12 protein-coding genes are annotated in these 14,384 nt (G+C 73.0%); 7 read left to right on the top strand and 5 right to left on the bottom strand.

What is annotated here, in order from left to right:
• The first annotated feature begins 468 nt into the window (after positions 1–468).
• Positions 469–3,000, top strand: coding sequence for an ATP-dependent helicase HrpB (hrpB, locus tag RMN98_RS12605; protein WP_309649163.1), 2,532 nt, complete (start codon positions 469–471; stop codon positions 2,998–3,000).
• Between the two features lie 7 nt (positions 3,001–3,007).
• On the opposite strand, the gene RMN98_RS12600 is transcribed toward hrpB, so the two are convergent.
• The gene (locus tag RMN98_RS12600) at positions 3,008–3,754 is read right to left on the bottom strand and encodes a dienelactone hydrolase family protein (protein ID WP_309649162.1); all 747 of its coding nucleotides are present in this window, start codon (positions 3,752–3,754) and stop codon (positions 3,008–3,010) included.
• Positions 3,755–3,802: 48 nt separating this feature from the next.
• Between RMN98_RS12600 and RMN98_RS12595 the strand changes: the two genes are divergently transcribed.
• The 5 genes from RMN98_RS12595 to RMN98_RS12575 all read left to right on the top strand — a co-directional run bounded on the left by RMN98_RS12595 (position 3,803) and on the right by RMN98_RS12575 (position 8,895).
• Positions 3,803–5,260, top strand: coding sequence for a cryptochrome/photolyase family protein (locus RMN98_RS12595; protein ID WP_309649161.1), 1,458 nt, complete (start codon positions 3,803–3,805; stop codon positions 5,258–5,260).
• 110 nt (positions 5,261–5,370) lie between these two features.
• Positions 5,371–6,429 carry a zinc-dependent alcohol dehydrogenase family protein gene (locus tag RMN98_RS12590; protein ID WP_309649160.1) on the top strand — a complete coding sequence of 353 codons (1,059 nt, stop codon included), beginning with the start codon at positions 5,371–5,373 and terminating at the stop codon, positions 6,427–6,429.
• A gap of 80 nt (positions 6,430–6,509) precedes the next feature.
• Positions 6,510–6,902 carry a hypothetical protein gene (locus tag RMN98_RS12585; protein ID WP_309649159.1) on the top strand — a complete coding sequence of 131 codons (393 nt, stop codon included), beginning with the start codon at positions 6,510–6,512 and terminating at the stop codon, positions 6,900–6,902.
• A 36-nt stretch (positions 6,903–6,938) separates the two neighbouring features.
• Positions 6,939–8,171 (top strand): DUF480 domain-containing protein, encoded by a 1,233-nt coding sequence (locus RMN98_RS12580; protein ID WP_309649158.1) that lies wholly within the window; start codon positions 6,939–6,941, stop codon positions 8,169–8,171.
• Positions 8,172–8,280: 109 nt separating this feature from the next.
• Complete coding sequence (locus tag RMN98_RS12575; RefSeq protein WP_309649157.1) at positions 8,281–8,895, top strand: DedA family protein; 615 nt, start codon at positions 8,281–8,283, stop codon at positions 8,893–8,895.
• Here the strand turns inward: RMN98_RS12575 and purT are convergent.
• The 4 genes from purT to kstD are packed head-to-tail and all read right to left on the bottom strand — an operon-like array spanning position 8,885 to position 13,548.
• Complete coding sequence (gene purT, locus RMN98_RS12570; RefSeq protein ID WP_309649156.1) at positions 8,885–10,087, bottom strand: formate-dependent phosphoribosylglycinamide formyltransferase; 1,203 nt, start codon at positions 10,085–10,087, stop codon at positions 8,885–8,887. The two genes, RMN98_RS12575 and purT, sit on opposite strands and share 11 nt — an antisense overlap.
• A gap of 38 nt (positions 10,088–10,125) precedes the next feature.
• Entirely contained in the window at positions 10,126–10,953 is an 828-nt protein-coding gene (locus RMN98_RS12565; RefSeq protein ID WP_309649155.1) for an aminoglycoside adenylyltransferase domain-containing protein, read from the bottom strand.
• A gap of 4 nt (positions 10,954–10,957) precedes the next feature.
• A complete protein-coding gene (locus RMN98_RS12560; RefSeq protein WP_309649154.1) occupies positions 10,958–11,836 on the bottom strand; it encodes a MaoC/PaaZ C-terminal domain-containing protein in 879 nt (292 codons plus the stop codon).
• Complete coding sequence (gene kstD / locus RMN98_RS12555) at positions 11,836–13,548, bottom strand: 3-oxosteroid 1-dehydrogenase (protein ID WP_309649153.1); 1,713 nt, start codon at positions 13,546–13,548, stop codon at positions 11,836–11,838. The genes RMN98_RS12560 and kstD overlap by 1 nt, the downstream gene beginning before the upstream one ends.
• A 26-nt stretch (positions 13,549–13,574) precedes the next feature.
• On the opposite strand from kstD, the gene RMN98_RS12550 reads away from it, so the two are divergent.
• Positions 13,575–14,381, top strand: a complete 807-nt coding sequence (locus RMN98_RS12550) for a fumarylacetoacetate hydrolase family protein (protein WP_309649152.1) — start codon at positions 13,575–13,577, stop codon at positions 14,379–14,381.
• Positions 14,382–14,384 lie beyond the last annotated feature (3 nt).

Raw genomic sequence — 14,384 nt, 5'->3', positions numbered from 1 at the left:
CGTGCGCTTCTCGTTGGCGCTGGACATTGCTCGACTGCCGGTGGGGGGTGTCGGGGGTGGTGGGGGGTCGGGTGTCGGGCGGTGGTCAGTCGTTTGATCACCGCGGGAGGGGGGTCGTCCGGGGGTGATGTCTTCTGCCCGGGGGTGGGTGGTGTCGTGGTGTGGGGGGTCTCGGAGTCGGGGTCTCGGCGTGCGCTTCTCGTTGGCGCTGGACATTGCTCGACTGCCGGTGGGGGGTGTCGGGGGTGGTGGGGGGTCGGGTGTCGGGCGGTGGTCAGTCGTTTGATCACCGCGGGAGGGGGGTCGTCGGGGGGTGGTGGCTTCTGCCCGGGGGTGGGTGGTGTCGTGGTGTGGGGGGTCTCGGAGTCGGGGTCTCGACGTGTACTTCTCGCTGGCGCCCGTCACTGCTCGACCACCGTGCCCCGTGGCGCTGCGCGCGGCACACGACCGACGTGCGACGCTGACGCCGTGGCCCAGGACCCGATCGCGCGGTTGCTCGCCGACCCGCCAGTCCTGCCGGTCGTCTCCGGGCTCGACGCGCTGCGCCGGGCCGTGGCGAGCCGGGGGGCCGCGGTCGTCATGGCCCCACCCGGCACCGGCAAGACGACGTTGGTGCCGCCCGCGCTCGCGGCACTCGTCGACGGCCGCGTGGTCGTCACCCAGCCGCGTCGGATCGCCGCTCGTGCGGCCGCGCGGCGTCTGGCCCTCCTGCTGGGGGAGCCGGTGGGGGAGACGGTGGGCTATGCGGTGCGCGGGGACCAGCGGCTCAGCAGCACGACCCGCATCGAGTTCGTGACGACGGGGATCCTGCTGCGCCGGCTCCAACGTGATCCCGGGCTGACCGGCGTCGGTGCGGTCGTGCTCGACGAGGTCCATGAGCGCCAGCTCGACACCGACCTGACCCTGGCACTGCTCGTCGACGTACGTCGCCACCTGCGCGACGACCTCCCCCTCGTCGCCATGTCCGCGACGGTGGAGGCCGAGCGCACGGCCGCCCTCCTCGGCGACTCCGGCGACGACGTGGCCGGGTCTGTGCCCGTCGTCGACGTGCCCGGCGCCCTGCACCCGGTCACGGAGGTCTGGTCACCGCTGCCAGCGGGCGTCAAGCGCTCCGACGACCGCGGCATCACCCCCGCCTTCCTCGACCACGTCGCGGCTACCACCCGCCGCGCGCTCCAGACGCACGACGGCGACGCGCTGGTCTTCCTGCCGGGGGTGGCCGAGGTCGGTGGCGTCGTAGGACGGCTGGCCGGACTCGACGCCGACGTCCTGCCGCTCCACGGCCGGCTGCCGGCCCGCGAGCAGGACGCCGCCCTCACCGCCGGTCCGCGACGGCGGGTCGTCGTGTCGACCGCGGTCGCGGAGTCGTCCCTGACCGTGCCCGGGGTGCGGATCGTCGTGGACGCCGGACTGTCCCGCGAGCCCCGCACCGACCACCGTCGCGGCCTCGCGGGGCTGGTCACCGTCCGGGTGAGCCGCGCGTCGGCCGAGCAGCGGGCCGGTCGTGCCGGGCGAGAAGGCCCCGGCGCGGTCCACCGCTGTTGGTCGGAGGCCGAGCACGCCCACCTGCCGGCCCACCCCGCGCCGGAGATCGCGACGGCCGACCTGACCGCCTTCGCGCTCGATCTCGCCTGCTGGGGCAGCCCGCAGGGCAACGGCCTCGCGCTCCTCGACCCGCCACCACCTCCGGCCATGGACGCTGCCCGCACCACGCTCCTGGGCCTCGGCGCGGTGACGCCCGACGGCTCGGTCACCGACCGCGGCCGGGCGATCGCCGCCGTCGCCGCCGACCCGCGCCTGGCCCGAGCGCTGCTCGACGGGGCCCGCCTCGTCGGTGGCCGACGGGCAGCCGAGGTGGTCGCGCTGCTGTCCGAGGACGTCCGTGCCCCGGGAGCCGACCTGGTCGCCGCGCTGCGGGCGGTGCGTCGCGGCGGCCCGGAATCCGGAGCCTGGACCGCGGCGGTGAAGCGCCTCGAGGCAGCTCTGCCGGCCGACCGCAGGAGCAGGAACGGAAGCGAGAAGCTCGGGGACGACCTCGCCGTCGGCCTCGTCGTCGCCCTGGCCCACCCCGAGCGCGTCGCCCGCCTGCGCAAGGGTGGCACGGCCTACCTCATGACCGGCGGCACCGGCGCCGCCTTCCGGTCGGGGGAGTCCGCGCTGGCGGGAGTGACGTGGCTCGCCGTGGCGGACGCCGACCGTCCGGCCGGTCGCCGCGACGCGACGATCCGCTCGGCGGCACCGATCGACGAGGACCTCGCGCTCGAGGCCGCCTCCGCGCTGTGGGAGGAGGCCGAGCGGGTGGGCTGGGTCGACGGCAGCGTCGTCGCCCGCCGTACGACGTCGCTCGGCGCGATCGAGCTCTCGTCGGTGACCATCCCCGACCCGGCCCCGCACCTCGTGGCGACCGCCGTCCGCGACGGGCTGCTCAGCGACGGGCTCTCCGTGCTGCCGTGGAAGCCCTCGGCGCTCGAGCTGCGCCAGCGGCTGGCCTTCCTGCACCACGCCCTCGGCGCCCCCTGGCCGGACGTGTCGGACGTGGCACTGACGGACACCGTCGAGACCTGGCTCGGGCCCGACCTCGCCCGGGTCCGTGGCACCCGCGACGTGGGGCGCATCGACGTCACCTCGGCGCTGCGGCGCCTGCTGCCGTGGCCCGAGGCGGGTCGCCTCGACGAGCTGGCGCCGGAGCGGGTGGCGGTGCCGAGCGGGTCGTCGGTGCGGGTGGACTACGACGGCGACCAGCCCGTGCTCGCCGTCCGCATCCAGGAGGTCTTCGGCTGGCGATCGGCTCCCGTGCTGGCCGACGGGCGGGTGCCGCTGCTGCTGCACCTGCTGTCACCGGCCCGGCGACCGGCCGCGGTCACCGCCGACCTCGCGTCCTTCTGGACCACCGGCTATCCGCAGGTGCGCGCGGAGCTCCGGGGTCGCTACCCCAAGCACGCCTGGCCCGACGACCCGTGGACCGCGCCCCCCACGAGCCGCCCGAAGCCGCGCCGCTGAGGCACGGTCAGCCTGCGAGCTTCTCGGCGAAGAACGCGAGCACCCGGTCGACGCCGGTCTGCTGCCGGTGCGCGGTGACGGTCGAGTGGCCCTTGCCCTCGAACTCGACACGGATGAAGGCGCCGCCGATCTCACGGGTGAGGGTGTCGAAACGGGTGCCGGTGGCGGCGTCGGAGGAGTACTGCAGCCCCAGCACCTGGCAGCCACCGGCCGCCCGCGCCTTGACGGTCGACAGGTCGGCGGGCGAGAGGTTGAGGTCGGCGGCCCGCTCCTTGCCCACGGGGAAGGGGGCCGAGGGCTGGCAGAGCACGGGGGCGGCGACGGCGTCGTCGACCATCATGGCCAGCGCGAAGCCCCCGGTGAAGCACATCCCGAGGGCGCCGACGCCCGGTCCGCCGAGCTCGGCGTGCAGGTCGCGGGCCAGGCTGCGCAGCCACCCGGCCACCGGCGACGTCTCCCGGCGAGCCAGCTTGGTGAACTCCTTGCTCACGCACACCTGCCGCATCGCCGAGACGAGCGAGCCGGCCCCCAGGGGACGCTCCGGCGTTCCGAAGAGGTGCGGCATGACCACCGTGAAGCCGGCCGCCACGACCTCCTCGCCGAAGCCGATCACCTCGGGCGTCAGGCCCGGGATCTCGTGGATCACGATGACGCCGGGTCCGCTGCCCTTGCGGTACGTCGGGAACGTCGCCGTCGTGCTGCGCAGGGTCTCGCCGGTGTGCTCGCCACGGGTCCAGCTGTCGAGGAGGGTCATGCGCCGAGGATAGGGCGCAGGTCACCGGCGCCTGGCTAGTCTCGCGGCATGGGGGAGCGACACGTGCGGCTGGTGCTCCCGCACCAGCTCTTCCGCGAGCACCTCGACGCCCCCGCGGGCACCACCTTCGTGCTGGTGGAGCACGACCTGCTGTTCCGCCACTACCGCTTCCATGCCCAGAAGCTCGTCCTGCACCGTGCCTCGATGCGCCGCTTCGCCGACCTGCTCCGTGAGCACGACCGCGAGGTGCACGTGATCGAGACCAGTGCGGACCGGACCAGCCACGACCAGCTGAGCGCCCTCCTCGCCGACCTGGCGCCGGTGACCACGAGCGTGTTCGACGTCGTCGACGACTGGCTGTCCCGCGACCTCCACAGGGTCGTGCCCGACCTCGAGGTCCTCGAGACCCCCAACTTCCTCACGACCCGGCAGCAGCTCACCGACCACTTCGCCGGCTCCTCGGCGCGCATGCAGACCTTCTACACCTGGCAGCGCCGTCGCCTCGAGGTGCTCGTCGAGGCCGACGGCAGCCCGGTCGGCGGCAAGTGGTCCTTCGACGAGGACAACCGCAAGAAGCTGCCCAGGAACCACCCCGTCCCGACGGTGACGCCGCCGGAGCGCCACCCGGCCGTGGAGGAGGCGATCGCCTGGGTCGCCCGTGAGTTCCCCGACGCACCCGGCAACGCCGACACCTTCGCCTGGCCGACCTCCCACGCCGAGGCCGAGGCGTCGTACGACGAGTTCCTGGCGCAGCGCCTCGTCGACTTCGGCCCGTTCGAGGACGCGATCTCGGCGCAGCACGGCTTCGTCTTCCACTCGCTGCTCACGCCCGGGCTCAACATCGGGCTCGTCTCGCCCCACCACGTCCTCACGCGCGCCCTCGAGCACGCCGAGGAGCACGACGTGCCGCTGGCCTCCCTCGAGGGCTTCGTGCGGCAGGTGATCGGGTGGCGGGAGTACATGCGCGCGACCTACCACCTGTGGGGGCGCCGGATGCGCAGCCGCAACCACCTCCAGCACACGCGGCCGCTCAGCAAGGGCTGGTGGGACGCGACGACCGGCCTCGACCCGGTCGACCACGTCCTGCGCCGGGTCCTGGACACGGGCTACGCCCACCACATCGAGCGGCTGATGGTCCTGGGCAATGCCCAGTGCCTGCTGCGCACCGACCCGGAGGCGACCTACGAGTGGTTCATGGAGCTCTTCGTCGACGCCTACGACTGGGTGATGGTGCCCAACGTCTTCGCGATGAGCCAGTTCGCCGCCGGTGCCGCGATCACGACCAAGCCCTACGTGTCGGGCAGCAACTACCTGAGGAAGATGTCGGACCTGCCCAAGGGCGCGTGGTGCGACGACTGGGACGCTCTCTACTGGACCTTCGTGCGCGACCACCACGACGTCTTCGCCGGCAACCCGCGGTCGCGGATGATCGCCAACCTCTACGACCGGATGGATCCCGCGAAGAAGGCGGCCCACACCCGCCGCGCGCACGACTGGATCGCCTGAGCCGACCAGGACCTTGGCCCCTTCTCGGGCATCTCCCACGACGGAAGAGTCGGCGGTGGAGGAGCCTCTCGCGGGCATCGGCCCGCCGCCCTCCGCGGAGGGAGACCACCATGAAAGCGCTCGTCTACCACGGCCCGGGTCGCAAGAGCTGGGACGACGTCCCGGACCCGAGCATCCAGCAGCCCACCGACGTCATCGTCCGCATCGACACCACCACGATCTGCGGCACCGACCTGCACATCCTCAAGGGCGACGTTCCCGCGGTCGCCGAGGGCCGGATCCTCGGCCACGAGGGCGTCGGCACCGTCGTCGAGACCGGTGCGGCCGTGTCGACCGTCGCGATCGGCGACCGCGTGATCCTCTCCTGCATCAGCGCCTGCGGCTCGTGCTCCTACTGCCACCAGGGGCTCTACGCGCACTGCCTGGCCGAGGAGGGTGCCAGCGGCATCGGCTGGATCTTCGGTCACCTCATCGACGGCACCCAGGCCGAGCTGGTGCGCGTGCCCTTCGCCGACAACTCGGTCTACCAGGTGCCCGAGGGCGTCACCGACGAGCAGGCCGTCATGCTCTCCGACATCCTGCCCACCGGCTTCGAGATCGGCGTCCGCTACGGGCGCGTCAAGCCCGGAGACGTCGTCGCCGTCGTCGGCGCCGGCCCCGTGGGGCTGGCCGCGATGATGACCGCCGGGCTCTACGGTGCCGCTCGCGTGATCGCGCTCGACCTCGACCACAACCGGCTCGACCAGGCCCTCGCGTTCGGGGCGAGCGACACCGTCGACAGCGCCGCCGAGGACTGGGTGGAGCAGGTGATGGCCATGACCGACGGGCTCGGGGTCGACGTGGCGATCGAGGCCGTCGGCGTCCCGCAGACCTTCGACGCCTGCACCAGGATCGTGCGTCCGGGCGGCACGGTCGCCAACGTCGGGGTCCACGGAGCACCGGTCCAGCTCAACCTGCAGGACCTCTGGATCTCCGACATCGCGATCACCATGGGGCTGGTCAGCACCTCGACGACCCCGATGCTGCTCAAGCTGGTGGCGCAGCAGAAGCTGCACGCCGAGCGTTTCGCGACGCACCACTTCGACCTCGACCAGATCCTCGAGGCCTACGAGACCTTCGGCAACGCGGCCGACACCAAGGCACTCAAGGTGGTGATGAGCCGGCGATGACGAGGCATCCCCTCCCCAGAGTCGGGTAAGTCCGGACGCTGGGTCCCCATGGACCCCGCGAGTCGGGGACCGTGGTCGGCGTGTTCCTCCTGCTCGGGGCAGGGCTGGCCTTCGCTCTCCTGGTGCCCCTCGTCCTCCGCCGCCGCCGCGCCGGCAACCTCGTGTGGCTCGGTGCGGCAGCGGCCGGTGCGCTGGTCCTCGGGGCCACCGCACAGGGGTTCGGGCAGCAGGCCGGGCCGTGCGAGCGCGCGGCGCAGGTCTACTCGCTCCGCGAGGACCCTGGCGTCATGGACGACCTCGCCGCGACCTACGAGATGACCGTGACCTGGCTGCGCACCGAGAGCGCCGACGCGCAGGACTCCCTCCGGATCGTCGCCGACGACGGCACGGTCGCCGCCGTCGACCCCGGGACGGCGCTGAGCGACGCAGCCCTGCGCTGCGTCGGGGGGCCCGGGGACGCAGCCGGCGACTGACGGCCCCCCATCACGGGCCCGACTAGGGTGCGGGTCATGGCTGACCCGCTCGTGCTCGACCCGACCGAACAACGCCTCCTCGGCAGCCTGATGGAGAAGGAGGCCACGGTCCCGGCGTCCTACCCGCTGTCGCTCAACTCGCTGCGCACGGCGTGCAACCAGACCAGCAGCCGCGACCCGATCATCGACCTCGACGAGGCCACCGTCGAGCGTGTCGCGCGTGAGCTCAAGGACCGTGGGCTGGTCCGCATCGTGTGGGCCGCCACCGGGCGCCGGACGTTGAAGTACCACCAGACCCTCGCTGAGGAGCTCTCGCTCGCCGATGACGAGCGCGCGCTCGTGACCGTCCTCCTGCTCCGGGGCGCGCAGACCCCGGGGGAGCTCCGCACCCGCTCCGAGCGGCTCCACGCCTTCGCCGACAAGAGCGCCGTCGAGGTGGTCCTGCAGCGGCTCGCCACACGACCGAGCCCGTTGGTCCGCGAGCTCGAGCGGCGACCTGGCCAGCACGACAACCGGTGGATCCACCTGCTCGGCGCCGTCGAGGTCGACACCACCCCGGGCGCCACCGCCGCTGCACCCGCCGTCGACCGGGAGCGGGTGATCGCCGACGGCCGTGAGGCGCGCGACGAGCGGGTCCGCTCGTCGTACGGGCTGGTCGCGGAGGGGTACGCCGCCGCGATGGCTGACGAGCTCGACGACCTGCCGTTCGAGCGGTGGCTCCTGGAGCACGTGGCGGACCTCGCCGGGCCCCACCCGGTCGTCGAGGTCGGGTGCGGGCCCGGGCACGTCACCGCCCACCTGGCCGACCTGGGCGTCGAGGCCTCGGGGATCGACCTCGCGCCCGAGATGGTGGCGGTGGCTCGTCGGTCGCACCCCGACGGGACCTACGCGGTGGGGGACCTGCGCCGGTTGATGCGCCCGACCACCAGTGACGGCTGGGGCGCGGTGCTCGCGTGGTACTCCCTGATCCACCTCGCCGGCTCCGAGCTGCCCGACGCCGTCGCGGCGCTGGTCCGGCCGCTCCGTCCCGGCGGCGTGCTCGTGCTCGGGCTGCACGCCGGTGCTGCGGTGCGACACCTCGACACGTGGTTCGACCAGGAGGTCGCGCTGGACTTCGTCGGGCACGAGCCCGCGGACGTCGTGGCCCTCGTGCAGGCTGCCGGCCTCACCGACGTCGAGTGGTACGTCCGCGGACCGGTGGCCTCCCGGGGCGAGACCACGGAGCGGCTCTACGTCGTCGGGAGGGCGTCGGGGTCCGCGACCCAGTGACCCCGGGCCCTCCGGTCGTGGGCGCCGCCCCGACGCCAGCGGCGCTTGGGGCGCCTGTCTAGGGTGACGGCTTCGTGGCCACTCGTGCCGGCACAGGGGGAGGAGGACCATGGACGCGGTGCTCGACTGGGTCGTCGGGATCATGAAGACGATCGGCGCACCGGGCGTGGGCCTCGCGACCGCGCTCGAGACGGTCTTCCCCCCGGTCCCCTCCGAGGCGGTCCTCCCGCTGGCCGGCTACACCGCCAGCCAGGGCCACTACGGGCTCCTCGCGGCCATCATCTGGGCGACCGTGGGGTCCCTGGTCGGAGCGTTGGTCCTCTACTACGCCGGCGCGGTGCTGGGTGCTCGGCGGCTGTGCGCGATCGCCGACCGGGTCCCGCTCGTGCACGCCCGCGACGTCGATCGCGCGATCGCGTGGTTCGACCGCCACGGCCGGGCCGCGGTGTTCCTCGGCCGGCTCGTGCCCGGGGTGCGGAGCCTGATCTCCATCCCCGCGGGGGTCAACCGGATGCCGCTGCTGCAGTTCGCCGGCTACACGACCGCCGGCAGCCTGCTGTGGAACGCCGGGCTGATCGTGGCCGGCTACCAGCTGGCCGAGCAGTGGCACGTCGTCGAGGGCCGGATGGGGGAGATCTCCACCGTGGTCTACGTCCTGCTGGCGCTCCTGCTCGCCGTGTTCGTCGTACGACGTCTGCGGGGGCGCACGACCCCTACGTCGTGATGCAGGCGGCCGCGTCGCGAGCGGCGGTGCGGGCGGCGTCGACGTCGTCGCCGAGGGCCAGCGTGACCGCCATGCGGCGACGGCCGGAGACGGCGGGCTTGCCGAAGACCCGGACCTGGGTGTCGGGGGCGGCGAGCGCACGGTCGACCCCGCTGAACGACGGCGCCACCTGGTCGCCCTCGAGGAGCACCGCGCAGGACGCCGAGGCGCCGCGGGTGCGGATCGAGGGGATCGGCAGGCCGAGGATCGCGCGCACGTGGAGCGCGAACTCCGAGAGGTCCTGCGAGACCAGCGTGACCAGGCCGGTGTCGTGGGGGCGTGGGGAGAGCTCGGAGAAGATGGCCTCGTCGCCGCGCACGAAGAGCTCGACCCCGAAGAGGCCGCGTCCGGCCGGCTGGCACAGCTCCGACACGACCGATGCCGCGATCTCCTGCGCGCGCTCGAGGACGACGGCGCTCATCGGCTGGGGCTGCCACGACTCGCGGTAGTCGCCGTCGACCTGCACGTGCCCGATCGGGTCGCAGAACGAGATGACGTCGGGGCCGCCGTCGGTCGAGGCGTGCTTGACCGTCAGCAGGGTGATCTCGTAGTCGAAGGGCACGAAGCCCTCCACGATCACGCGACCCTGGCCGGCGCGGCCGCCGGACTGGGCGTAGTCCCACGCAGGCCCTATGTCGGACGGCGTGCGCAGCGTCGACTGGCCCTTGCCCGAGGAGGACATCACCGGCTTCACGACGCAGGGCAGCCCGATCTCCTCCACCGCGGCGGCGTACTCCTCGGCGGTGCCGGCGAAGCGGTAGGGCGAGGTGGGCAGGCCGAGGTCCTCGGCGGCGAGGCGGCGGATGCCCTCGCGGTCCATGGTCAGCCGGGCCGCCCGGGCGGTCGGGATGACGGTCACGCCCTCGCTCTCGAGCTCCTGGAGCGTGGGGGTGTGGATCGCCTCGATCTCCGGCACGACGAAGTGCGGCCGCTCCAGCTCGACGACGCGGCGCACCTCGGCCGCGTCGAGCATGTCGATGACGTGGCTGCGGTGGGCGACCTGCATGGCCGGTGCGTCGGCGTAGCGGTCGACCGCGATGGTCTCGACGCCGAGGCGTTGCAGCTCGATGACCACCTCCTTGCCGAGCTCTCCCGAGCCCAGCAACAGCACTCGGGTGGCGGTCTCGCTCAGCGGCGTGCCCAGGATCGTCACGGGCTACAACCTAGTGGGTGCCACCCAGCCGTTGCGGATCATCGGCTGGCGCTCACCAGGGCGAGCACGTCCCAGACGAAGGCGCGGGTGCGCAGCGCGCGATCGGGGTCGGCCTCGCGGTGCACGCGTCCCCACGGGTCGGACCGGTCGGCCACCGCGGCGAGCACGAGGTCGTGCCACTGCGCGGGCAGGATCGCCAGGGCCCAGCGTGCGGCGGGCTCCTTGCCGACCACGGCGCCCTCGCGGGCCGTGTAGAGGATCCGGCACATCGTCAGGACCAGGGAGGGCTGTCGCCCGGCGTTGCCCAGCGACGCCGGGTGGTCCTCGACGGCGGCCGCGCGCTGGCGAGCCTCCCCGACCGCCTCCGCGAAGAGCATCCCGCGCGAGACCCGGGGGAGCAGGTCGAGGGCGGGCGTCCCGCTGACGGTGAGGGCGCGCTCGCGGAGCACCCACCGCGTGTGGGCGGTGTTGTCGTGCGCCGAGCGCTCCAGGACGCGGCTGCCGTGGTCGACGTGGAGCCAGCGGCGCCCGACGGTCGTGGGGTTGGCCAGGTCGGGCGCCGGTGCATAGCTGCCCTCGAGGTGGCGCGCCCACGAGGAACCCAGGTCGGGCAGGTGGGCGTGCAGGGTCGTCAGCGCCGCCTCGGCGGCCGGCGTCGGCGCGGTGCGGGTGACCACGATGACGTCGACGTCGCTGTGCTCGTCGGCGTCCCCGGTCGCGAAGGATCCGACCAGGTGGAGGCCGACGACCTCGTCACCGAGGGCGTCGCGGGCGCCGCGGTCCAGCGCGCGCAGCACTCCCACGAGGTCCGCCGCCGATGCCGGACCTACCTGCGGCTCGAGGTGCGCGAGCAGCCCCGGGTCCATGCGGTCAGGCTAGCGTCAGCGCCACGTCGGAGAGGACCGGTGAGCCGTCACGCTCGCCGCCGGCGATGCTCGCCGCGGCGAGGACCCGGCCGTCCTCGCGCCAGCCCTGGACGCGGATCGTCTCGCCGGGGAAGACCACGCCGGAGAAGCGGCCACCGAAGCCTGCGACCGCGGTCGCGTCGCCGCCGAGCAGCCCGTCGGTGAGCTCACGCAGGACGATCCCGTAGGAGCACAGCCCGTGCAGGATCGGCGCCGGGAAGCCGGCCGCCTTGGCGAAGTCGGGGTCGGCGTGCAGCGGGTTGCGGTCACCACAGAGCCGGTAGAGGAGCGCCTGCTGCGGCGTCACGTCGTACGTCGTGTCGGTGTCAGCCGGCCGGTCGGGCAGCTCGACCTTCTCGGACGTCCCGCGGTCGCCGCCCCAGCCGCCCTCGCCCTTGACGAAGATCGACGAGCGGACCGTCCACAGCTGCTCGCCGGACGGCGCCGTGGCGACGCCCTCCTGCCAGATGACCGCGGCCGTGCCCTTGTCCCAGACGTCGCTGATGCGCACCCGGATCGTCGCCTCGCCGGAGGTCGGCAGCGGGCCGTTGACCGTGATCGACTGCGAGCCGTGCACGACCTGGGCGAGGTTGATGTCGCAGCCGGGCAGGTCGAGCGGGGGCGGGTCGGTCTCGTGGAAGTTCGGCGCGACGACGCCGAAGGACGGCAGCACCTGGAGCGCCGGGCCGTCGAGGGTGTAGCGCAGGGCGTCGGCGCTGAGGTTGTCGCCGGCACGGGAGCCCGCGCCGATGCCGAGGTGGTAGAGCAGCACGTCGCTGGGTGACCAGGTGAAACTCCGCTCACCGATCTCGGCGCCGATCGCGACGGAGGCGTCGATGGGCATCAGGCGGTCTCCCGGCTCTCGACCGGCTCGACCAGCGAGGGGGACGGGACGGGAGTCGCGGCGATGTCCTCGGCGGCGAGGTAGCCGAAGGCCAGCGCGGGGCCGATGGTGGCGCCGGGGCCGGCGTAGGTGTTGCCCATGACGGCCGACGACACGTTGCCGGCGGCGTAGAGGCCGCCGATGACCGAGCCGTCCGGCCGCAGCACCCGGGCGCGCTCGTCGGTGACCAGGCCGCCCTTCGTGCCGAGGTCGCCGGGGACGATCTTGACGGCGTAGAACGGGCCCTGGTCGATGGTGTGCAGCGACGGGTTGGGCTTGACCGTGGGGTCGGAGTAGTACTTGTCGTAGCCCGACTCGCCGCGGTGGAAGTCCTCGTCGGTGCCGGAGCGGGCGAAGCCGTTGAAGCGCTCGACGGTGGTGGTCAGCGCGTCGGCCGGGACCTCGATCTCGGCGGCCAACGCCTCGATGGAGTCGGCCCTCCGGATGGTGCCGAGCTTGTACCAACGGCCCGGGAAGGGCTGGCGCGGCATCAGGCCGGCGAAGAGGTAGCGGTTGCGGTAGCGCTGGTCGATGATCATCCAGCTCGGCACGTGACCGACGCCGGTCTCCTCACCGCGGTAGATCTCGTGCACGGCCTCGACGTAGGGCAGAGCCTCGTTCATGTAGCGCTGGCCGGCCTGATTGACGATGATCGAGCCGGGCAGGTTGCGCTCGGCCAGGCAGAACCACGGACCCGACGGCAGCGGGATGGTGGGACCCCACCAGGCGTCGTCGAGCAGGTCGGTCTCGGCGCCGGCGCCGATGCCGGCCAGGATGCCGCCACCGGTGTTGAACTCCGAGCCGGTGGTCCAGTCGATGCTGGTCGGCTGCGGCTGGTACTTCTCCCGCATCTCGAGGTTGCGCTCGAACCCTCCGCTGCCGAGGATCACGCCGCGCCGCGCTCGTACGACGTGCTCCTCGCCGTCGCGCAGCACGCGCACGCCGACGACCCGGCCGTCCTCGATGACGAGGTCCTTCAGCTCGGTCTCGTAGTGGACCGGGACACCGGCGTCGACGAGGCCCTGGCGCAGGCCGATGGCGATCGCGTTGCCCATCGCGAACATGCGGCGCCCGCGGAGCCCGGCGATGATCCGGTTGAGGAGCACCTTGACCATCGTGATCGGGCCCTTGATCGTGCGCATGCCGAGGCTGATCTTCCGGAAGTCGGCCTGGGTGACGATCATGTTGGCCGGGGCCTTCGTGTACTGCGGGTGCAGCCGCTTGAGCTCGTCGCCGAGGAAGCTCGCGTCCAGCGGGATCGGCTCGACCGAGCGGCCCTTGAGTCGTCCGCCCGGCGCCTCGGGGTGGTAGTCGGCGTAGTCCGGGACCCAGGTGAAGCGCACCGGGGTGCTGTCGCGGATGAAGTCCATGACCTCGGCGCCGCGCTCGAGGTAGGTGTCGCGGCGGACCTTGGGCACGACGTCGCCGACGATGGAGTCGAGGTAGCGCTTCGACTCCTCCAGCGCGTCGGCCTGGCCGGCGGACTGGAGCGCGTAGTTGCCCGGCATCCACACACCTCCGCCGCTCCGCGCGGTCGATCCACCGAAGTAGGCGCTCTTCTCGACGAGGATGGTGTCCAGGCCGTGCTTGCGGGAGGCCAGCGCTGCGGTCATGCCGGCGCCACCGGCGCCGACCACGACCACGTCCACCGACTCAGGCAGAGGGGTGCTCATGGCACGAAACTGTAACAGGTTCTAGTATGACGTCCGTGACTCATCAGGACGCCGTCTCGGCCGCTGTGGATCGGCTGGCGGACGCGCTCGAGACCCGCACCCCGTGCGCCCCCGTGCGCGACCTCATCGGCACCGACGACCTGCCGGCGGCGTACGCCGTGCAGCAGGGGTTGGTGCAGCGTCGCCTCGCGACGGGCGCCACCGTGGTCGGCCGCAAGATCGGGGCCACCTCCGAGGCCGTGCAGCGCCAGCTCGGCGTCGACCAGCCCGACTTCGGCTACCTCCTCGACGAGATGGACGTCAGCAATGACGAGCCGATCTCGATGGCGCGGCTGCTCCAGCCGCGGGTCGAGGCCGAGGTCGCGTTCGTGCTCGCTCGTGACATCGCGCCGGGGACCGAGGAGGAGATCACCCTCGAGCTGGTGCGCGCCGCGGTCGACGTCGCGCTCCCGGCGCTGGAGATCGTCGACTCGCGGATCGCCGACTGGGCGATCGGCTTCACCGACACGGTGGCCGACAACGCCTCCAGCGGGCTCTACGTCGTCGGCAGCGAGGGACGCACGCTCGACGAGGTCTCGCCCGTCGACGTCGTGATGTCACTGACGATCAACGGCGAGGAGCGCTCCAGCGGCACCGGCGCCGCGTGCCTCGGTGACCCCCTCGAGGCGCTGCGCTGGCTCGCCGTGCAGGCGTTCCGCTTCGGTGACCCGCTGCGGGCCGGCCACCTGATCCTGTCCGGGGCCCTCGGCCCGTTCGTCCCCTTCGCTCCGGGTGACCGGGTGGAGGCGTCCATCAGCGGGTTCGCCCCGTTGGTCGCCCAGTTCGAGGAGTAGACC

The sequence above is a fragment of the Nocardioides sp. genome (genome assembly GCF_031397825.1).
In the GTDB taxonomy this organism is placed as follows: domain Bacteria; phylum Actinomycetota; class Actinomycetes; order Propionibacteriales; family Nocardioidaceae; genus Nocardioides.
Note: the sequence above shows the minus strand (reverse complement) of the source record. Positions and strands in the feature narration are given on the sequence as shown.